This is a genomic window from Sphingopyxis sp. L1A2A (assembly GCF_005502465.1).
Taxonomy (GTDB): domain Bacteria; phylum Pseudomonadota; class Alphaproteobacteria; order Sphingomonadales; family Sphingomonadaceae; genus Sphingopyxis.
Genome location: NZ_SCOT01000009.1, coordinates 91,615 through 110,859 on the forward strand (window position 1 = coordinate 91,615; position 19,245 = coordinate 110,859).

Annotated in this window: 18 protein-coding genes; 9 read left to right on the forward strand and 9 right to left on the reverse strand. The window is 64.5% G+C overall.

Annotated elements, in window-relative coordinates:
• Window positions 1-9 precede the first annotated feature (9 nt).
• From pgeF to lgt, 4 genes are read right to left on the reverse strand one after another with little or no spacing between them, the layout of a single operon-like run.
• On the reverse strand, window positions 10-771 hold the full coding sequence (gene pgeF / locus FFS68_RS08145) for a peptidoglycan editing factor PgeF (RefSeq protein ID WP_137752687.1): 762 nt from the start codon (window positions 769-771) through the stop codon (window positions 10-12).
• Window positions 768-1,286: a GNAT family N-acetyltransferase gene (locus tag FFS68_RS08150; protein ID WP_137752688.1), complete on the reverse strand. Its 519-nt coding sequence runs from the start codon at window positions 1,284-1,286 to the stop codon at window positions 768-770. Before FFS68_RS08150 ends, pgeF begins: the two co-directional genes overlap by 4 nt.
• A complete protein-coding gene (locus FFS68_RS08155) occupies window positions 1,283-2,347 on the reverse strand; it encodes an SAM-dependent methyltransferase (RefSeq protein WP_249340076.1) in 1,065 nt (354 codons plus the stop codon). Before FFS68_RS08155 ends, FFS68_RS08150 begins: the two co-directional genes overlap by 4 nt.
• Entirely contained in the window at window positions 2,340-3,158 is an 819-nt protein-coding gene (lgt, locus tag FFS68_RS08160) for a prolipoprotein diacylglyceryl transferase (RefSeq protein ID WP_249340078.1), read from the reverse strand. The genes FFS68_RS08155 and lgt overlap by 8 nt, the downstream gene beginning before the upstream one ends.
• A 134-nt stretch (window positions 3,159-3,292) precedes the next feature.
• Here lgt and FFS68_RS08165 point away from each other — a divergent pair, with 134 nt between their 5' ends.
• The 3 genes from FFS68_RS08165 to FFS68_RS08175 are packed head-to-tail and all read left to right on the forward strand — an operon-like array spanning window position 3,293 to window position 6,648.
• Window positions 3,293-4,999 (forward strand): class I adenylate-forming enzyme family protein, encoded by a 1,707-nt coding sequence (locus tag FFS68_RS08165; RefSeq protein ID WP_137752690.1) that lies wholly within the window; start codon window positions 3,293-3,295, stop codon window positions 4,997-4,999.
• 30 nt (window positions 5,000-5,029) lie between these two features.
• Window positions 5,030-5,881 (forward strand): cytochrome b/b6 domain-containing protein, encoded by an 852-nt coding sequence (locus FFS68_RS08170; RefSeq protein ID WP_137752691.1) that lies wholly within the window; start codon window positions 5,030-5,032, stop codon window positions 5,879-5,881.
• A complete protein-coding gene (locus tag FFS68_RS08175; protein WP_137752692.1) occupies window positions 5,878-6,648 on the forward strand; it encodes a molybdopterin-dependent oxidoreductase in 771 nt (256 codons plus the stop codon). Before FFS68_RS08170 ends, FFS68_RS08175 begins: the two co-directional genes overlap by 4 nt.
• A 180-nt stretch (window positions 6,649-6,828) precedes the next feature.
• Here FFS68_RS08175 and FFS68_RS08180 read toward each other — a convergent pair whose 3' ends face one another.
• Both FFS68_RS08180 and FFS68_RS08185 read right to left on the reverse strand, forming a co-directional pair.
• Window positions 6,829-7,266 (reverse strand): DUF1801 domain-containing protein, encoded by a 438-nt coding sequence (locus tag FFS68_RS08180; protein ID WP_137752693.1) that lies wholly within the window; start codon window positions 7,264-7,266, stop codon window positions 6,829-6,831.
• A gap of 93 nt (window positions 7,267-7,359) precedes the next feature.
• Window positions 7,360-9,429, reverse strand: coding sequence for a S46 family peptidase (locus FFS68_RS08185; protein ID WP_137752694.1), 2,070 nt, complete (start codon window positions 9,427-9,429; stop codon window positions 7,360-7,362).
• Window positions 9,430-9,597: 168 nt separating this feature from the next.
• On the opposite strand from FFS68_RS08185, the gene FFS68_RS08190 reads away from it, so the two are divergent.
• From FFS68_RS08190 to FFS68_RS08205, 4 genes are all read left to right on the forward strand, one after another.
• Window positions 9,598-10,815: an argininosuccinate synthase gene (locus FFS68_RS08190; protein WP_137752695.1), complete on the forward strand. Its 1,218-nt coding sequence runs from the start codon at window positions 9,598-9,600 to the stop codon at window positions 10,813-10,815.
• A 519-nt stretch (window positions 10,816-11,334) separates the two neighbouring features.
• Entirely contained in the window at window positions 11,335-12,345 is a 1,011-nt protein-coding gene (locus FFS68_RS08195; RefSeq protein WP_137752696.1) for a beta-eliminating lyase-related protein, read from the forward strand.
• Window positions 12,342-13,298 (forward strand): DMT family transporter, encoded by a 957-nt coding sequence (locus tag FFS68_RS08200; protein WP_137752697.1) that lies wholly within the window; start codon window positions 12,342-12,344, stop codon window positions 13,296-13,298. Before FFS68_RS08195 ends, FFS68_RS08200 begins: the two co-directional genes overlap by 4 nt.
• A gap of 47 nt (window positions 13,299-13,345) precedes the next feature.
• Window positions 13,346-14,626: an alpha/beta hydrolase gene (locus FFS68_RS08205; protein WP_137752698.1), complete on the forward strand. Its 1,281-nt coding sequence runs from the start codon at window positions 13,346-13,348 to the stop codon at window positions 14,624-14,626.
• Here FFS68_RS08205 and murA read toward each other — a convergent pair.
• On the reverse strand, window positions 14,613-15,896 hold the full coding sequence (gene murA / locus FFS68_RS08210) for a UDP-N-acetylglucosamine 1-carboxyvinyltransferase (RefSeq protein WP_137752699.1): 1,284 nt from the start codon (window positions 15,894-15,896) through the stop codon (window positions 14,613-14,615). The two genes, FFS68_RS08205 and murA, sit on opposite strands and share 14 nt — an antisense overlap.
• Before the next feature lie 172 nt (window positions 15,897-16,068).
• On the opposite strand from murA, the gene FFS68_RS08215 reads away from it, so the two are divergent.
• Window positions 16,069-17,076, forward strand: coding sequence for a DUF3011 domain-containing protein (locus FFS68_RS08215; protein WP_171003782.1), 1,008 nt, complete (start codon window positions 16,069-16,071; stop codon window positions 17,074-17,076).
• A 115-nt stretch (window positions 17,077-17,191) separates the two neighbouring features.
• Here the strand turns inward: FFS68_RS08215 and FFS68_RS08220 are convergent, their stop codons facing one another.
• Both FFS68_RS08220 and FFS68_RS08225 read right to left on the reverse strand, forming a co-directional pair.
• Window positions 17,192-17,797, reverse strand: coding sequence for a 2-hydroxychromene-2-carboxylate isomerase (locus tag FFS68_RS08220; RefSeq protein WP_137752701.1), 606 nt, complete (start codon window positions 17,795-17,797; stop codon window positions 17,192-17,194).
• On the reverse strand, window positions 17,791-18,522 hold the full coding sequence (locus FFS68_RS08225) for an SDR family oxidoreductase (protein ID WP_137752702.1): 732 nt from the start codon (window positions 18,520-18,522) through the stop codon (window positions 17,791-17,793). The genes FFS68_RS08220 and FFS68_RS08225 overlap by 7 nt, the downstream gene beginning before the upstream one ends.
• 197 nt (window positions 18,523-18,719) lie before the next feature.
• Between FFS68_RS08225 and FFS68_RS08230 the strand changes: the two genes are divergently transcribed.
• On the forward strand, window positions 18,720-19,214 hold the full coding sequence (locus tag FFS68_RS08230) for a helix-turn-helix domain-containing protein (protein ID WP_137752703.1): 495 nt from the start codon (window positions 18,720-18,722) through the stop codon (window positions 19,212-19,214).
• The last annotated feature ends 31 nt before the right edge of the window (window positions 19,215-19,245 follow it).

The following is a 19,245-nucleotide window of genomic DNA, read 5'->3' on the forward strand; positions in this document are numbered from 1 at the left end:
CCATTGGTGTCAGTTCAGGCCGATCACCGACAATTGGCGGCCATAGGTATTTTCCCCTTTATGGCATGCGCGGCGATAGCTGAAATAATCCTCCGCCTCGACATAGGTGTCCTGCCCGCCGATGGCAATTCGGGTCACCCCCGCCGCAGCGAGGCGGGCTGCGACATAGGCGGCGATGTCGAACATCGCATGACCGGGTTTGCCCGCGGAAAAGAAGCGTTCGTTGGCGGGATCGTCAGTAGTGAAGCGCTGCACAAATCCGTCGTCGACCTCATAGGAAGCGCGCGCAATGCACGGGCCGATCGCGGCGGCAATGTTGGCGCGGTGCGCGCCAAGGCTTTCCATCGCGGCGAGCGTGGCGTCGGTGACCCCGGCCAGCGCGCCTTTCCACCCGGCGTGGGCCGCGCCGACGACCCCTGCGTCGCGGTCCGCAAACAGCACCGGGACGCAGTCGGCGGTCAGTATACCGAGCAATATGCCGCGGGTGCGGGTGGCGAGCGCGTCGGCATCCGGCCGCGCGGCAAGGTCGGTCGCGTCATCGACGATAAGGCAGCGGTTGCCATGAACCTGATAAACGCCGGTGAGCGCCCCGCCGGGGAGCACGGCATCAGCGACGCGGCGCCGGTTCTCGGCGATCAGCGCCGGGTCGTCGCCCGAGCCGAGGCCGCAGTTAAGTGAGGCCAGTTCGCCGCTCGATACGCCGCCGCGGCGGCCGAAGAAGCCGTGCGCGATGTCGCCCAGCGGTTCTGCGGTGACGAACGGCGCGGTCATAGATCGAGCCTGAAAAAACGATCTTCGTCGACATGATTGCCGACGCGAAATTCGTTACGGCCGACGTCGTAAAAACCATAGCGCCGGTAAAAGGCCTGGGCGCGGTCATTTTCGGTGAACACGGTGAGGTAGAGGATCGACGCGCGCGCGCGCGCCCAGGCGATGCCCCATTCCATCAGCGCCACCGCGACGCCCGTTCCCTTTGCCGCATCGGCAACATAGAGCTGGTGCAACTCGACGGCATCGCCGGTCGGCTGCTCAGTGGGAAGGTCGAAATCGACCGGCCCCATCTTGATATAGCCGAGGATGGCCGCCGCCTCGTCGCGGACCAGCGCGATGGCGTAGCCGGGGTCGGCGAGCTGCGCGCGCACCCGTGCGGGCGGGTTCCAGTCGGCGAGGAAGGTTGCAAGGTCGGCTGGGTCATAGATATGGCCGAAGGTGTGGGTGAAGGATCCGTTGGCAAAGGCGGCGATCGCCTCGGCGTCACCGGGCGTTGCCAATTGTATCGCGGTCATGCGGCGCCTCCTGTGAAGCCGGTGGGGTGGGGCCAGCCCGGTGCGGTGATGGCCATCACCTTGAACAATTCACCCATCGCATCGGCGGCGACAAGCCGGTCGCGCTGGCCCTGCAATTCGGCGGCGCGGGTCGGCGCGGCGGTGGCCAGCGATTGCAGCCGCGCATCGATGCCCAGCCGTTGCAGCCAGTCGCCCTGGATGGCAACAGCAGTGACCGCCGCCCCGGCGGGCCGCGCCGCGTCGGCGAGCGCGGTGAAATCGACGTGGGTGGTAAGGTCAACCTCGCCCGGATCGGCAAAGGGGTCGGCAAAGCGGTGCGCCTTGACCGCTTGCAGCGTGTCGCCGACCACGGGACCGGCATGACCATAGTCGATCACCAACATTGCCCCGCCCAGCCGCGCAAGACGAAAAGCGCAGCCCTGCATGATCGCTGCCGCCGCCGGGGCGGTTTCGACGATGCTTCCCACGGCGGCGGTGCGGAGCGCCGCGGGGACGATGTCATCGGCGGGCGTTTTCCCCGGCATGGCGGCGAGCTTGTCGCCCCGCCGTTCGACCATATGCTCGCGCCACCCGTCTGCGGTGCGGATATATTGGTGGATCGGCAGGGCATCGAAAAACTCGTTGGCGACGATGATCAGCGGCGCGTCGTCGGGGAGGGTATCGACGTCGTCGTGATGCGCGGCCGTGGGCAGGCGGGTGCGCTGTGCCGCGCGCAGCGTGGGGCTCGTCTCGACCAGATGGATGCCGATCGGCGTGCAGCCGAAGCGCGCCATGGTGCGCAAGGCATCGGCGGCGAGGGTGCCGCGTCCGGGGCCAAGCTCGACATAGCGGAACGCCGGATTGCCCGCGCGCGCGCACAGGTCGGCGATCCAGATGCCGATCATCTCGCCGAACATCTGGCTGATTTCGGGCGCGGTGGTGAAATCACCCGCGGCGCCGAGCGGGTCGCGCGTCGCATAATAATGGCTGTTCGCCGCGGCCATGAAATCGGCGACCGTCGTCGCCCGCGCCGCGGCGATGTCGCCGATCAACTGGGCAGGCGTCGGCGGTCCGTCACGCAACGCTGTCGGGTCCGGCGACCGGCTCGATCCGCTGGCGGCGGCCTTTGGCGGTCGCGACGAGCCAGAAACCGATCAGCAGCATCGGAATGGTCAGCGTCTGCCCCATCGTCAGCCCCCACGACAATGTACCCAGCTGCACATCGGGTTCGCGCACAAATTCGACAGCGAAACGGCTGAGGCCATAGATGATCGCCGCCATGCCGAACAGGAATCCGGGTTTATAACGCGCATCGGTCCGCCAGAAGAGGAAGGTCAGGACCGCCATCATCAGCAGTCCTTCGAGACCGGCTTCGTAAAGCTGGCTCGGGTGGCGCGCTTCCATCGATCCACTGTCGGGAAAGATGATCCCCCAAGGCACCTTGGTTTCGCGGCCCCACAGCTCACCGTTGACGAAATTGGCCATGCGGCCAAAAAACAGGCCGAACGGGATGACGCAGGCGACATAATCGCAAAAGCGCAGGAAGCTGAGCTTCTCCTTGCGCGTCACATACCAGATCGCGATCAGCACGCCGATGACGCCGCCATGCAGCGACATGCCGCCGTCCCACAGGCGAAAGACACCGAGCGGTTCCTTGATATATTCGCCCAGATTATAGAACAGCACATAGCCGAGCCGCCCGCCGATGATGATCCCGAGCATCGCGTAAAAAATCATGTCGTCGGCATGGCGCCGCGCCATCGGCGCGCCCGGCTGCGCAATCAGCTTGAGCAGATACCAATAGCCGACAAAGATGCCGGCGAGATAGGCGAGCGCGTACCAACGGATCGGCAGGCCGAAAATGCTGAACGCAATCTCGCTGTTTTCTCCCATCAGGTCATGGAAGTTCACATATTGCGTTGCTTCGGCTAGGGTTGCAAAAAGAAACATAAAGTCGCGCGGTCCTTCCCCAGGAGAGGCCTCCCCATAAGGGGTTAGGCCAGCGAGACCAAGAGGAGAGATACAAGATGCCATCAGCGCTCGATTTGCGCCTGGAAGCCGCCTATAATCTGATCACCGGTCCGGGCGGACCGATCCAGGTCGGGTCGGTCGAACGCTTCGGCCGGCAGCTGCCCTTTATCACCAACGCCCCGACCAATCTGGCGGATTATGTTGCGTTTTTTGCGGCGCAGCATGGCGACGCGACCTTTCTGGTCGAGGGCGACGAACGGCTGTCGTTCAAGCAGGTCTATGTCGCCGCCCGGCAGGTCGCGGCGGGATTGATCGACGGCCATGGCGTGCAGCGCGGCGACCGCGTCGGGCTGGCGATGCGCAACGCCAATGCGTGGTGCGTTGCTTATATCGGCATCCTGCTGGCGGGTGGCTGCGCGACCTTGCTCAACGGCTGGTGGCAGGGGGGCGAGCTGGCGGCGGGAATTACCGACAGCGAAACCAGGCTGGTGATTGCCGATGAACAGCGCGCGGCGCGGCTCGCAGAGGTCGAGCATGGCGCCAAGGTCATCACCCTCGATATCCGGCAGCCGATCGATCAGGCGATCGCGCCGCTCACCGGTGCGGGGGGCAGCGCCGCGACCACGCTGCCGGTGCTGACCGGGCAGGATCTGGCGACGATCCTGTTCACCTCGGGCTCGACCGGCCAGTCGAAGGGCGCCTTTTCGCGCCACGAGGCGATATGCCAGGCGATCTTCAACTATGTCACCCAGACCGCGAGCATCGTCCATCTGCTGACCGAAGACGGGCTGATGTCGGACATTCAGCCCGCGACCTTGATCTGCACCCCGCTGTTCCATGTCACCGCCGAAGTGCCGGTGTTCCTGCAAAGTTTCGCGCTGGGCCGCAAACTGGTGCTGATGCCGAAATGGAACGCCGATGAAGCGATGCGGCTGATCCAGGACGAAAAGTGCAATTATTTCGTCGGCGTGCCGCTGATGAGTTACGAGATATTGGTCAGCCCGAACCGCAAGAATTACGATCTATCGACGTGCAAAAGCTATGCCGGCGGCGGCGCGCCGCGGCCGCCCGAACATGTGCGGCGCCTGGCGTCCGAAATGGGCGAGGCCAAGCCGCTGCTGGGTTATGGCCTGACCGAAACCAATGCGGTCGGGTGCGGCATCATCAACGAAAATTATGTCGCCAAGCCGCTGTCGACGGGCCCGGCGTCGAAGCCGCTGGTCGACATGGCGATCCTCGACGACAATGGCAACGCCCTGCCGCAGGGCAGCGTTGGCGAAGTGTGCATCCGATCGGTCGCCAATTTTTCGGGCTATTGGAACAATGAGGCGGCGACCAAGGCGGCGTTTTTCGACAATGGTTATTTCCGGTCGGGCGATCTCGGCTATGTCGATGAGGACGGTTATCTGTTCATCGTCGATCGCAAGAAGGACATCATCATCCGCGGCGGCGAGAATATCAGCTGTCAGGAAGTCGAAGCCGCGATCTACGAGCATCCCGACGCCAATGAATGTGCGGTGTTCGGCCTGCCCGACGAACGACTGGGCGAGGTTGTCGGTGCGGTTGTCTGGGTCAAGCCCGGCAGCAGCGTGACCGCGGAGGACATGTGCTCGTTCCTCAGCGCGCGGCTGGCGCCCTATAAGGTGCCGTGCAAAATCTGGATGGCGAGCGACGCATTGCCGAAGCTGGGCAGCGAAAAGATCGACAAGGTCAGTTTGCGCAATCACTATCGCGCCGAATATGCGGCGGAGGTCGTCGCGTAACTTTTTGCGGTGAAGGGGCGAACCGGGATCATGGCCGAGGCTGAAACTCCCGTTGCTCCGTCGGCGCCGACGTCGTTGGCACCGGTGCGCGTGTATCGCCACCGGCTGCCGACGCGGGTCTGGCACTGGGTCAACGCCGTCACGCTGTTGATCCTGCTGATGAGCGGGCTGACGATTTTTAACGCGCATCCGCGGCTTTACTGGGGCGAATATGGCGCCAATTTCGACCGCGCCTGGCTGGTGATCGGGTCGACCCCCGACAGCGGCTATCTGCGCGTCGGCGATTGGCGGGTCGACACGACCGGGGTGCTCGGCCGCTGGACCAACGCCGAGGGCGTCGAAAAGACCTGGGCCTTTCCGGGCTGGGCGACAATCCCGACCAGCTATAGCCTGGCCGACGGGCGGCGCTGGCATCTGTTTTTCGCGTGGGTGATGGCGATCGGGCTGACGCTCTATATGCTGTGGACCGCGGTTGCTGAGCATCTCCGCAAGGATTTGCATGTGCGCCGCGGCGAATGGTCGCCGCGCCACATCTGGCACGATGTGAAGGATCACGCGCGGCTGCGCTTTCCGACGGGCGAGGCGGCGGCGCGTTACGGCATCCTGCAAAAGCTCAGCTATATCGGCGTGATCTTCATCCTGCTGCCGCTGATGATCGCGACCGGGCTGACGATGTCGCCGGGGCTGAACGCCAGCGCCCCATGGCTGCTCGACCTGTTCGGCGGGCGGCAGTCGGCGCGGTCGATCCACTTCATCGCGGCGTGGGCGCTGATCGCGTTTTTTGTCGTCCATATCGTCATGGTGTTATTGGCGGGGCTGTTGAACGAGGTCCGCTCGATGGTGACCGGCTGGTTCCGCTTGCCGCCGGAGAAAGACGCATGAGCGAGTTCATCCTGCCGCGGCGGCAATTGATCGCCCGCGCCGGGGGGCTGGCGGCGGCGCTGCCGCTGCTCTCGGCCTGCGATGCGATCAACGACGCGCCCGCGGTGCGCAAGATATTGTCGATGGGCGAAGAGATGAACCGCGCGAGCCAGCGGGCATTGACCGATCGGAATGCGCTGGCGCGCGAGTTCAGCCGCGCCGACCGGTCGCCCTACTTCCGGCCGAACGGGACGCGGCTGCCCGCGGGCGCCGCTTATGCCGCGCATGCGGCGAGCGGCTTTGCCGACTGGCGGGTCGCGGTCACCGGGCTGGTGGCGCGGCCGCTGTCGCTGTCGATGGCCGACATCCGCGCGATGCCGCAGCGCACCCAGATCACCCGCCACGACTGCGTCGAAGGGTGGAGCGCGATCGGGCAATGGACCGGGGTGCAGCTCAGCCGCATCCTGGCCGCCGCTGGGGTCAAGGACAGCGCGCGCTACATCGTGTTTCGCTGCGCCGACCGGCTTGGCGATGCGCTCTATTATGAAAGCTGCGACATGGTCGATGCGCGGCATCCGCAGACGATCATGGCGTGGGCGCTCAACGATGCGGTGCTGCCGATCGCCAATGGTGCGCCGTTGCGGCTGCGGATCGAGCGCCAGCTTGGCTATAAGCACGCCAAATATGTGAACGCGATCGAGGCGGTCACCAGCCTCGACGCCATCGGCGCGGGCAAGGGCGGCTATTGGGAAGACCGCATCGATTACGAATGGTATGCAGGGATTTGAACCGCCTTCTCCCTTGATGGGAGAAGGATACGCAGCCTTATCGCGGAGCGATTAGGCGAAGTTGGATGAGGGTGATGGTGCGTCATCGCGCCGTCGCGTCAGGCCGAGAGCCCACCCCCTCCGCTGCGACTAACGAACAAGTTCGCAAGTCTCGCTGCCTCCCCCATCAAGGGGGAGGATTTAGCGCGGATAAAGCTCGTTCATGCTGTCCCAGCTGAGCGCGACCAACTGTTCCAGCACATCGACATCGACGTCGGCCAGCTTGTTGATATACAGGCAGGACTTGCCCGTCTTGTGCTTGCCGAGCCGCGCGAACAACGCGTCGGCTTCGCCCTGCCGATTGCAGTAATTACCCATCAGATACAGCGTCAGCGCCGCCTTGCGCGGGCTGAACCCGGCGCGGCACATCGTTCCCGAATGGCCGCTGTCATATGTATAGTCATAACTACCGTACCCGATGATCGACGGCTCCCACATTTTCGGTTCGAGCCCGGTCACGCGGCGATGGATCGCATCGACCACCGCGGCCTCCTTGCGCCGTCGCGCTTCGGGCACCGCGGCGATGAAGTCGGCGACGCCGACTTCAGTGGCTTTGGTCTTGATTTCGGTTTTGGCCATCGCGTGTCTCCCGCGATCGAAATAGCGGTTTGGCGGGGAAAATCCAAGTCCAGCGGGGTCGCGCGCAGCGAACCCGCTGGACTTGCCGCGCGGTCAGCGCCGCGGGCGCTTGCCTGCAAGTTCGGCCACCAGCGCCGGGGCGGGCCAGATTTTCTCCAGCGCCTGCTGCACCGCCGCGCTCGACACGACGACGGTGCGGTTCAGCGTCGCGTCATAGCCGAAATTGCCGCCGAGCGAGTGGATGTTGCCGTCGAAGGCGGCGCCGATCACGCTGCCGTCGCGCGCGATCACCGGCGATCCCGAATTGCCGCCGATGATGTCGTTGGTGGTGACGAAATTATACACCGCCGCCTTGTCGATCCGGCTTTCGGCATCGACGAAGCCCTTGGCGAGTTGATAGGGCGCCTGACCCGTCGCCCGGTCATAGGTGCCGCCCATCACCGTCGTCGGCGCGACCGGCTTGCCGCGCTCGTCCCACCCCTTGACCTGGCCATAGGACAGCCGCAGCGTGAAGGTCGCGTCGGGATAGAGGCTGTCGCCATAGGCCGCGAAACGTGCCTTTGCGAGCCGCGCCTGCGCCGCGGTAACCGGCGCGTCATAGTCGCGGTCGAACGCCGTTTTGATCGCGCGGGCGCGCGGATCGAGCGCGGCAAAAAAACGGATCATCGGATCGTCCGACGCCGCAATCGCGGCCGCGCCGCCCTCCCACAATTGTTTGCGGTAAGCGGGGTCGGCCAGCTTCGTTCCGGTCACCAGCCGCTTGCCGAGGGCTTCGGGGCTTTCCTTGCCCAGCAGCATTTTGACGTCTGCATTGTCGGCGCCCAGATATTCGCGCGCCTTGCTGGCCCAGAAGCTGACCCCCAGTTCTTCCAGCCAGGGATAGGTCGGCACCGGATCGGTCAGCCGCTTTTCGGTCAGCGGCAGCGCCGAATCGGTAAAGCCGGGCAGGCGTTCATTGTTCGGCTTGCCGCGTTCGGCCGCGGCGCGCACCAGCGTCTGCGCGTAACCCGCGAGTGTCGAATAGCTGGCGGGGCCGCTTTGCAGGAACACGCTGTCGAAATAGGTGTTGCGCCGTTCGGCCATCGCTGTGCCGATTTCGGACCAGGGATCACCGATTTCGGCATTGCCCTTTACCCGCGCGCGCAGATCGGCTTCTTCGGCGGTCAGCTTGGCGGTGAAGGCCGGATCGTTGAGCGCCCGGAACTGCCCCGACAGCGCCTTGAAGCTATTTTCATAACCGAACAGCTCGTCGCCGCCCTCGCGTGTCTTTGCCGGACTTTCGTCCATCTCGGCGATCAGGCGGCCGCGGAACTCGGACAGCAGGATCAGGGTCAACGGCAGGCGTTCGCTGCGCTGGAATTCGCGCTGGGTTTCGGTCAGCAGGCGCTGGGTCGAGCCGGGGTTGCCGACGACGAAGGTGATTTCGCCGGCTTGCGGCGCGCGTGGGTTCCATTTGAGATGCACCGGCGTCGCCACCGGCTTGCCGTCTTCATAGGCGCGCAGGAACGCGGCATCCATCGCATAGCGCGGGAAGTTGAAATTGTCGGGGTCGCCGCCAAAGAAGGCCGCCTGGAATTCGGGCGCCCAGGCGATGCGGACGTCGCTGTACTTGCGATATTTATACAGCTTGTACTGGCCGCCGCCGAACAAAGTCACAACCTGACAGCGCGTCTTATCGCGATCGGTGCAGCCCGCCGATTCCAGTTCGGCGATCCGCGCGTCGCGCGCCTTGACCAGTGCTTCGCCGGTCAGCGTGCCGATCGCGCCCTGAATGTCGGCGGTGGCGTCGGTGATCGACGTGACGACCTCGGCCTGTTGTCCCGGGCATTTGCGTTCGCGCGCGCGGTCGGCGGGGTTGAACCCGCCGGCAACCAGATCGCTGTCGGCGGTCGATAGGTTTTGCAGGCAGCCGATGACGCAATGATGGTTGGTCAGGATCAGCCCCTCGCTCGACACAAAGGAGGCCGAGCAGCCGCCGGTCAGCCGCACTGCGGCCGCCTGAGTCCGCGCGAGCCATTGCTGGTCGGGCGCCCAGCCATAGGCCTTGCGGATCGCGTCGGTGGGAACGCCGTCAAAAGTCCACATGCCCTCTTCGGCGGCGGCCGGGCTGACGGTGTTTAAGGCGGCGAGAGCGGCGAAGGTCAGGGCAAGGGTCAGGCGCATGAGGATCCTCTTCGGCGTTATAAGGTATCATTTGATACTAGCGGCGGCGGCGAGGGCGGCCAAGCGAATAAAGCACGCCGGAGCGGTACCATACAGGCGCCGGTTGCGCGCTGCGCGGCGGGCTGCTAGCCGCGCCCGCGTCTGTCCTCATACGCCAAAGGTGTCATCATGTCCGAGTCCTTCAAGCGCGTCGTCCTCGCCTATTCGGGCGGTCTCGATACCAGCGTCATTCTGAAGTGGCTGCAGGTCACTTATGGCTGCGAAGTGGTGACCTTTACCGCCGATCTGGGGCAGGGCGAGGAACTGGAACCCGCGCGCGCCAAGGCGGTGATGATGGGGGTCAAGCCCGAACATATCTATATCGATGATCTGAAAGAGGAATTTGTCCGCGACTTCGTCTTTCCGATGATGCGCGCCAATGCGCGCTACGAGGGCGATTATCTGCTCGGCACCTCGATCGCGCGGCCGCTGATTTCCAAGCGGTTGGTCGAGATTGCGCAGGAAACCGGCGCCGACGCGGTGGCGCATGGCGCGACGGGCAAGGGCAATGATCAGGTGCGGTTCGAGCTGTCGGCCTATGCGCTGAACCCCGACATCAAGGTGATTGCGCCGTGGCGCGAATGGGATTTGGCGAGCCGCACCGCATTGATCGAATTTGCCGAGCAGCACCAGATTCCCGTGCCCAAGGACAAGCGCGGCGAAAGCCCGTTTTCGACCGACGCCAACCTTCTCCACACCTCGTCGGAGGGCAAAGTCCTGGAAAACCCGTGGGACGAGACCCCCGACTATGTCTATTCGCGCACCGTCAATCCCGAGGATGCGCCGGACACCCCCGAATATATCACCGTCGATTTCGAGCGCGGCGATGGCGTCGCGCTGAACGGCCAAGCGATGTCGCCCGCGACCTTGCTCGCGGCGCTGAACGATCTCGGCCGCAAACATGGCATCGGCCGCCTCGACCTGGTCGAGAACCGCTTCGTCGGCATGAAATCGCGCGGCATGTACGAAACGCCGGGCGGCGAAATCTATGCGCGCGCCCACCGCGGTATCGAAAGCATCACCCTCGACCGCGGCGCCGCGCATCTGAAAGACGAGCTGATGCCGAAATATGCCGAGCTGATCTACAACGGCTTCTGGTTCGCGCCCGAGCGCGAAATGCTGCAGGCGGCAATCGACCACAGCCAGGAAAAGGTCAGCGGCACCGTGCGGCTCAAGCTCTATAAGGGCAACGCCAGCGTCGTCGGCCGCAAGTCGCCGAACAGCCTGTACAGCGAACGCCATGTGACGTTCGAGGATGATGCCGGCGCCTATGATCAGAAGGACGCGGCGGGGTTCATCAAACTGAACGCGCTGCGCCTGAAACTGCTCGCCAAGCGCGACCGCTGAGCCGGGGGCCGACCGCGGCCCCGACGTCATCGTCACCGACCGAATCGTTCCGGGCTGAACAGGCCGGGATCGCTTCGTCGCATATTCGGTGCGACACCGCGCCGGGACGGGAACCGGCCGCGCCGTCCCGCGTGATGGCGTCATGACTTTGCCACATGGCGATGATAGCCATAGAACGGTAAGTTAGTGAGAATATGTAAGAAAATAGCCAGGGGCGGGCATATAGCGAGTATGAAGCGATGCAGAATCAACCGACCTTGGACAATCCCGACTATGAATGGCGCCCCTGCCGGGTGGCCTTTCCGCGCGTCGGTTTGCTGATCAATCGCGACGGCGTGCGGACCGGGATGATATGGCCCGGCCGCTATCTTGTTCGCAAGTCGCGCACGTTCAGCAAATGGATATATCGGCAGCCTTCGGCGGATCAGCAGCTGTAAAGTTTGGGCACGATCCGCCTGACGAAACGCGACCACAATGTAGCATTAGCATGGCGCCCGGACCTGCGCTAAGGGGCGAGTCGTGACCGCGACCCGTTTTTTCTCCGACAATGCCGCCACGGTTCATCCGGCGGTGATGGACGCCCTGGCGGCGGCCAATCATGTCGACACGGCCTATGATGGCGACGCGCTCAGTCAATCGCTCGACGCGGCCTTTTCCGAGCTGTTCGAATGCGATTGCGAAGTCGTGTGGATTCCCACCGGGACCGCGGCCAACAGCATCATTCTCGCCCATTTTGTGCGGCCGTGGCAGGGCATTCTCTGTTACGAAGAGGCGCATATCGAGGTCGATGAATGTGGTGCGCCGACCTTTTATTCGGGCGGCGCCACGCTGATGACGCTGCCCGGGCGCGGCGCCAAGATCGACGCTGCGGCGTTGAAAGCCCGGATTGCGGGCATCCGGCAGGATGTGCATCAGGTCCAGCCGGCGGCGATCAGCATCACCAACGCGACCGAATATGGCTTGGCCTGGCGGGCGCAGGAAATCGGCGAGATCAGCGAGATTGCCAAGAGCAAGGGCATGAAGCTGCACATGGACGGCGCGCGCTTTGCCAATGCCGTCGCCTATCTGGACTGCGCCCCCGCCGACGTCACCTGGCGCGCCGGGGTCGATGCGCTGTCGTTCGGCTTTACCAAAAATGGCGCGATGATGGCCGAGGCGATCGTGTTCTTTGGTGGCAGCGGCGGGCCGGGAGTTCGCGAACTGAAGAAGCGCGGCGGGCACCTGCTCAGCAAGGGGCGCTTTGTCGCGGCGCAGATCCGCGCGATGCTGACGAACGACCTGTGGCTGACCAACGCGCGCGCCGCCAACGCCGGGGCGGCGACGCTGGCGATGGCGTGCGGCGACCGGCTGATGCATCCGGTCGAGGCGAATGAATTGTTCGTGCGCCTGACCGCGGCCGAGGCGGCGAAACTGCGCGGCGCCGGCTTCGATTTCTATGACTGGGGCGAAGGCGCGGCGCGCCTGGTCGTCAGCTGGGATCAGGATGCGAAGGCGGTCGCGCCGCTGGCGGCCGCGATCGCGGCGCTATGAGCGCGCAGCCCGGCCTGCTGACGCCGCGCGTCCTTTTTCCGTTCCTGTTCGTCACCCTGATCTGGGGATCGACGTGGATCGTCATCACCGGGCAGCTTGGTGTCGTTCCGCCGAGCTGGTCGGTCGCCTATCGCTTCTTTGTCGGGGCGGCGGCGATGTTTGCCTATGCGGCATGGCGGCGCGAGCGGTTGACGCTGTCGGGGGCGGGCTGGGGCTTTGCCGCGCTGCTGGGCCTCGCGCAGTTCGCGCTCAATTTCAACTTCGTCTATCGCGCCGAACAGCACATTACATCGGGACTGGTTGCGGTGCTGTTTGCTTTGCTGATCGTCCCCAACACATTGCTCGGCCGCGCTTTCCTGAAGACGCGGGTCGAGGGGCGCTTTCTGCTCGGCGCCGGGATCGCGATCGTCGGGGTCGGCATGATGATCCTCCACGAATATCGCGCCGCCAATGTCGGCGCGGGCGAAGTGCTGATCGGGACCGTACTGACCCTGTGCGGGGTGATGAGCGCATCGGCTTCGAATGTGATGCAGGGTTCGAGCATCGCGCGCGAGCAGTCGATGGCGGTGATGATCGCGTGGGCGATGCTATTCGGCGCGCTGGGCGATGCGCTGTTCGCTTGGATGACCGTGGGGCCGCCGACGATCGAAATGACCCCGGGCTATCTTGGCGGCGTGTTCTATCTTGGCGTGATTGCCAGCGCGGTGACCTTCCCGCTCTATTTCAATATCATTCGCGCCGTCGGCCCGGGGCAGGCGGCATGGTCGAGCGTCCTGATCCCGATCATCGCGATGGGGTTTTCGACGTTGTTCGAGGGCTATCGCTGGGCGCCGCTGTCGATCGGCGGCGGACTGGTCGCGCTGATCGGGTTGGTGATTGCGGTGGCGAAACGGCCAGACCGGCCTTCGGTCAGCGGCAACACGGTGTCGGTTCCCGTGGAGCGCGAGACTTAGGTTCAGCTCAGGTTGTCACCGGTGCGTCGTTTCGATAGGTCGGCGACATGAAACGTCTCGCCACTACGCTCGTCCTACTTGCCACCCTCGTGTCCGCCCCTGCCGTCGCCCAGACCGACTGCCAGCCCGGCACCTATGCAGCGCCCGATGGCGATTTCGTTGTGCTCGTGCCGCTGCCGTCGATCCCCGCTCCGGGGCTTCGTTACCTGTTTCGCGACGGTCGCCGCGGCGCGACGTCGGATGCGGGCGCGCCGCTGGCGTGCGGCACCGGCAAGGTGAGCGTCCAAGGCCGGACGTGGAAACCGATTGCGTTTCGCGAAACGCCGACGACGTTCGACAGCGTGGGGTCAAAGATATCGGGCGTGCTGATCGAGCCGCCGGGCGCGGCTGATGCCAAGCGACCGCTCGTGGTGATGGTACACGGATCGGAGCGCACGTCGCCAATCGGCGGTGTCTACGGCTATGCGATGGCGGCGCAGGGCGTTTCAGTGTTCGTCTATGACAAGCGCGGGACGGGCGCGTCGGAAGGTGAATATACGCAGAATTTCGAACTGCTCGCCGCCGATGCGGCGCAGGCGCTCGATCAGGCGCGGAGCATGACGACGGGGCGTGTGGGCCGCGCCGGGTTTTTCGGCGGCAGCCAGGGCGGCTGGGTCGCACCGCGCGCTGCGACGTTGACGAAGGCTGATTTTGTCGCGGTCGGTTTCGGCCTTGTCGCGTCGCCGATCGAGGAGGATCGCGAGCAGCTGGTTTCGGAAGTACGGGCAGCGGGGCGGGGCGATGATGCCGTGCAGCTCGTCAACCGGCTGTCTGCGGCGACAAGCAAGCTGCTGCTGTCGAATTTTGCCGCGGGGTATGACGAACTCGACGCCGTGCGCCGCGACATGGCGGGCAAACAGTGGACGGCGACGATTGCGGGCGAGCATAGCGGCGCCATACTGCGCATGTCGAACGACGAACTGCGCCGCGTCGGCCGCGCGCGCTTCGACAATCTGGAACTGATCTGGGACTATGATGCGCTTGCGGCGCTCAAAAAGCTCGATACCCCGCTACTGTGGGTGCTGGCCGGAGAGGATCGCGAGGCACCGATCGAAACGACGCGTGGCGCGCTGCTCGGGCTGGCGAAGGACGGCAAGCCGGTCGATGTCTATCTTTTTCCTGAAACCGACCATGGCATGTTCGAGTATCGAACCAATGCCGACGGATCGCGCAGCGGTACGCGGATTACCGACGGCTATTTGAAGCTGCTCGGCGACTGGATCAAAGGCACGGCGCACGGTCCCTATGGCCGCGCCGAGCATTTGACGAAAAGCGTCACCCCGCGCTGATCCGCTCGATGTCGGCGCCGACCGCCTGCAATTTCTCTTCCAGCCGCTCGTAGCCGCGATCGAGGTGATAGACGCGGTTGACCTCGGTCGTTCCCTCTGCCGCCAGACCCGCAATGATCAGGCTCATCGAGGCGCGCAGGTCGGTCGCCATCACGGGCGCGCCGACGAGGTGATCGACCCCGCGCACCACCGCGCTGCGGCCGCGCACATCAATGTCACAGCCCATGCGGGCAAGCTCGGGAACGTGCATGTAGCGGTTCTCGAAGATCGTTTCGGTGAACAGGCTGGCGCCCTTGCCGAGCGTCGCCATCGCCATGAACTGTGCCTGCATGTCGGTCGCAAAGCCGGGATAGGGTGCGGTCGACAGGGTGACGGGTTCGGCGCGGCCCGACATCGCAACGCGGATGCCGGTCTTGGTTTCCTCGACCGTCGCGCCAGCCTGGCGCAGCGCGCTCAGCGTCGCTTCCATCTCGTCGGCCTTCGCGCCGACCAGTTCAACGTCGCCTTCGGTGATCACCGCGGCGCAGGCATAGCTGCCCGCTTCGATCCGGTCGGCCATGACGCGGTACGTCGCGCCGTGGAGCCGATCGACGCCCTCGATGGTCAGCGTTTCGGTGCCGATGCCGTCGATATGCGCGCCCATCGCGACCAGGCAGTTGCACAGGTCGACAATCTCGGGCTCGCGCGCGGCGTTTTCGAGGACGCAGGTGCCCTTGGCGAGCGATGCCGCCATCAGGGCATTTTCAGTCGCGCCGACCGACACCACAGGAAAGGTGAACTTGCCGCCCGCGAGCCGTCCGCCGGGTGCGACGGCCTTTACATAACCCGAGGTCAGCTCGATCTGAGCACCAAAGGCTTCCAGGGCTTTCAGGTGAAGATCGATCGGGCGGTTGCCGATCGCGCAGCCGCCGGGCAGCGACACGGTCGCCTCACCCGCGCGCGCCAGCAGCGGGCCCAGGACGAGGATCGACGCGCGCATCTTGCGGACGATGTCATAGGGCGCGACGGTCGAGGTCAGCGTAGTCGTGCGCGCGGTCATCACGCGGCCGAAATCCTCGGGCCGCGATCCCTCGATCGTCGTCGAGCAACCGAGCTGGTTGAGCAGATGGCCAAAGCCGTCGACGTCGGCGAGCCGCGGCAGGTTGCGCAGCGTCAGCGGCTCGTCGGTGAGCAGCGCGCAGGGCAGCAGGGTGAGCGCCGCATTCTTGGCGCCGGAGATGGGGATACGGCCCTTGAGTCGCTGGCCGCCGCGAATGACGATTTGATCCATCGGCTGTCTTTAGCGCACGGGCGCAGGGGCGCAAGCGGGGCTAAACGCTGCCATGTCCGTCAGACCGTATTCGCCGTGGCTTTCCGGTCCCGAATATGAAACTATCCTCCGCGATATCCGGGTTCGACCAGGGCAGTGCGAACTGAAGCGGCTTTTCACAGGGGAGAAGGTCATGCGGAATAATGTCGTCACGATCGTTACGTCAGCGGGGTTGATCGCCAGCCAGCTGGCCGTCCCGGCGATGCCGCAATCGACCTATCCCTATCCACCGCCGGGTGGTCCGCAGATCCAGCCGCCGCGGCCCGGTTATGATGGTTATGCAGGGACGATCCGCTGCGAATCTCGCAGCAACAAGACCCAGCGTTGCACGGTGCGCACCGACAATCGCGTCGACTTGCTGCGCGTGATCGGCGGGCGCTGCTCAAAGGGGCGCGACTGGGGCTGGACCGCGAACCAGATTTGGGTGTCGGGCGGTTGCCGCGCCGAATTCGCTTATGGTTATGCCAATAGCGGCGGCTATCCGACCCCGTTGCCGCAGCCGGTCGACGATTATGCGGGGACGCTGAACTGCGAATCGTGGAGCTATAAATATCAGCAATGCAATGTTCCGACGAACGGCCGCGTCGAATTGCTGCGCAAACTTGGCGGCAAGTGCAACGCTGGGCGGCAATGGGGTTATACCAGCGATTTCATCTGGGTGGACAAGGGCTGCCGCGCCGAATTCGCTTATGGTTATCGCAACTTGGTGCCGTTGCCGCAGCCGGAGCCCGAGAAAAAGAAAGGGCCAAGCACGGGGCTGATCATCGGTGGCATTGTCGTCGCGGGCGGGTTGATCGCGCTGCTCGCGAGTCAGAAAAAGAAGAAGCCCGATGGCACCGCCGACGACAGCGCCGCGACGACGCATCCGGCACGCGGACCGGCGACGTTGAGCGCGAACCTCAGCGGGCTGCCGAGCGCTGCGCGGCCGTCGGTGCAGAATTGCATGACCGACGCGGCGCGGCAGATCGGCGTCACCGGCGGCACACGGCTGTCCTATGACAAGCTGGTGTCGCTCGAACAGGGCAATGGCGGCTGGCGGATCCGCGCCGCGATGACCGCGACCTATCCCGACGGCGCGCGCGCGATCGAGATGTATTGTCGGGCGACGCCGCGCGACATCATTCAGCTGGATTTTTCGTAGGCGACGATTTTGGTCGCTGTCATTGCGAGGAGCGTAGCGACGAAGCAATCTCCAGCTGCCGGAAAGCCCGACATAGCTGGAGATTGCTTCGCTTCGCTCGCAATGACGGAAGTGTTTACGTGAGCAGCGCTGCTTCGACCTGACCAAGCCTGTCCTTGCCAAAGAACATCTCGCCATCGACGAAAAAGGTCGGGATGCCGAACACCCCGCGGGCGACCGCGGCCTCTGTGTTGGCGACCAGCTTCGCCTTGATCTCGGGCTCCTGCGTTCGAGCGAGCAGCGCCGGGCCGTCGAAGCCGTTGGCCGACAGGAACGCCGCGATCACCTCCGGATCGTCCATCTTCAGCCCGTCTTCCCACATCGCGCGGTTCACCGCGTCGATATAATCGTCGAGAACGCCTTCGTCGTCGGCGACGATCGCGCCGCGCATGATCGTCAGCGTGTTGACGGGGAAATGCGGGTTGATGCGGAACTTGTTCAGGCCATGCTTTTCGATGAAGCGCCGCATTTCCAGATTTTCATAAGCGAGCTTGGCCGGGGCGTCGGCATATTGGATCATCGGCGCCTTGTTGCCCGTCGCCTTGAAAATGCCGCCGAGCAGGCAGGGGGTGATGATCAGGTCGGCGCCGGTGCGGTCAAGCAGTTCGGGCAGCGCCTTCATCGACAGATAGGCGTTGGGGCTGCCGAAATCGAAGATCAGTTCGAGGGTTCTGGTCACCATTTTTCTCCCCAGGGGCGCAGGTCGAGTTCGTGCGTCCAGGCGCTTTTCGGCTGCTGATGAAGCATCACATAATTGGCGGCGATCGCGGCCGGGTTGAGGATCAGATCCTGCGCCTTGGCGTTATCAAAATCGGGATGGCGGCCCTTGATGAAGTCGGTGTCGATCGCGCCGTCGATGACGGTGTGGGCAACGTGGATGCCCTGCGGCCCGAGTTCGCGCGCCATCGCCTGCGCGAGCATCCTGAGCGCTGCTTTCGCGCCCGAGAAAGCGGAAAAACCCGATCCGCCGCGCAACGATGCGGTCGCGCCGGTGAAGATGATCGTGCCGCGGCCGCGCGGGGTCATCCGCTTGGCCGCTTCGCGCCCCATCAGGAAGCCGCCGAGGCACGCCATTTCCCAGACCTTGGTGTAAACGTGCACCGTCGTTTCGCCGATCGGGAAATTGACGTTGGCGCCGATGTTGAACACCGCGACCTCGATGGGGCCAACCTCGGCCTCGACCTGATCGAACAGCGCGATCATCGCCGCTTCGTCGCGCGCGTCGGCGGGGAAGGCGCGGGCCGCCAAGCCGTCGTCGCGGATCGACTGCGCCAGCGCCTCGAGCTGATCGGCGTTGCGTGTCCGGCGGTTGACGCAGGTGGTGAGGCCTTCGGCGGCGAAGGCGCGGGCGATGGCGCCGCCGGTGGCGTCGCCGGCCCCGATGATGACGGCTGCGGGATTGGGCATGAGTGACTCTCCTCTTGCGCTTGATAGTAACTATGATAATCATAGTGACAAGGGAAATTTTGATCGGTGAAGGGAGCGTAGAGTGCCGAGGCTAGGCAAAACGTCGTCATTGCGAGCGAAGCGAAGCAATCCAGAGTGGCGTAAACCGCTCTGGATTGCTTCGCTTCGCTCGCAATGACGGGAATGAAGGACGGTCGATGCCCAAACGCACCGATCTGTCAGCGACCTTTTGCCCCGTCGGCCGCTCGGCCGAGCTGCTTGGCGATCGTGCGGTGCTGCTCATCCTGCGCGACCTATTCTTTGGCAACCGGCGGTTCGAGGTCATCGCCGCGAACACCGGGCTTGGCCCGCAGCTCGTGTCGGCGCGGCTCAAGCTGCTCGAGAGCGAAGGCGTGGTCGAGCGCCGCGCGTATCAGGAGCGTCCCGTCCGCTACGAATATTGGCTGACCGACAAGGGCAAGGATCTGTTCGACGTGCTTTATGCGATGCGCGGCTGGGCCGAACGCTGGGCATATCGCGAAGGCGAGACCGGCGGCGGGCCGGCGATGCGTTACATCCACCGCGCCTGCGGCACCGATGTCGGGACGGCAATGGTGTGTCCGGGCTGCGGCGAACCGCTGGGTTATGGTGATCTGAAAGGCGAGCCGTCGGCGGCGCTCAAGGCCGAGCAGGCGCGGCGGAGATCGAACTGAATCCCCCACCCGGTAAGGGAGGGGTTAGGGG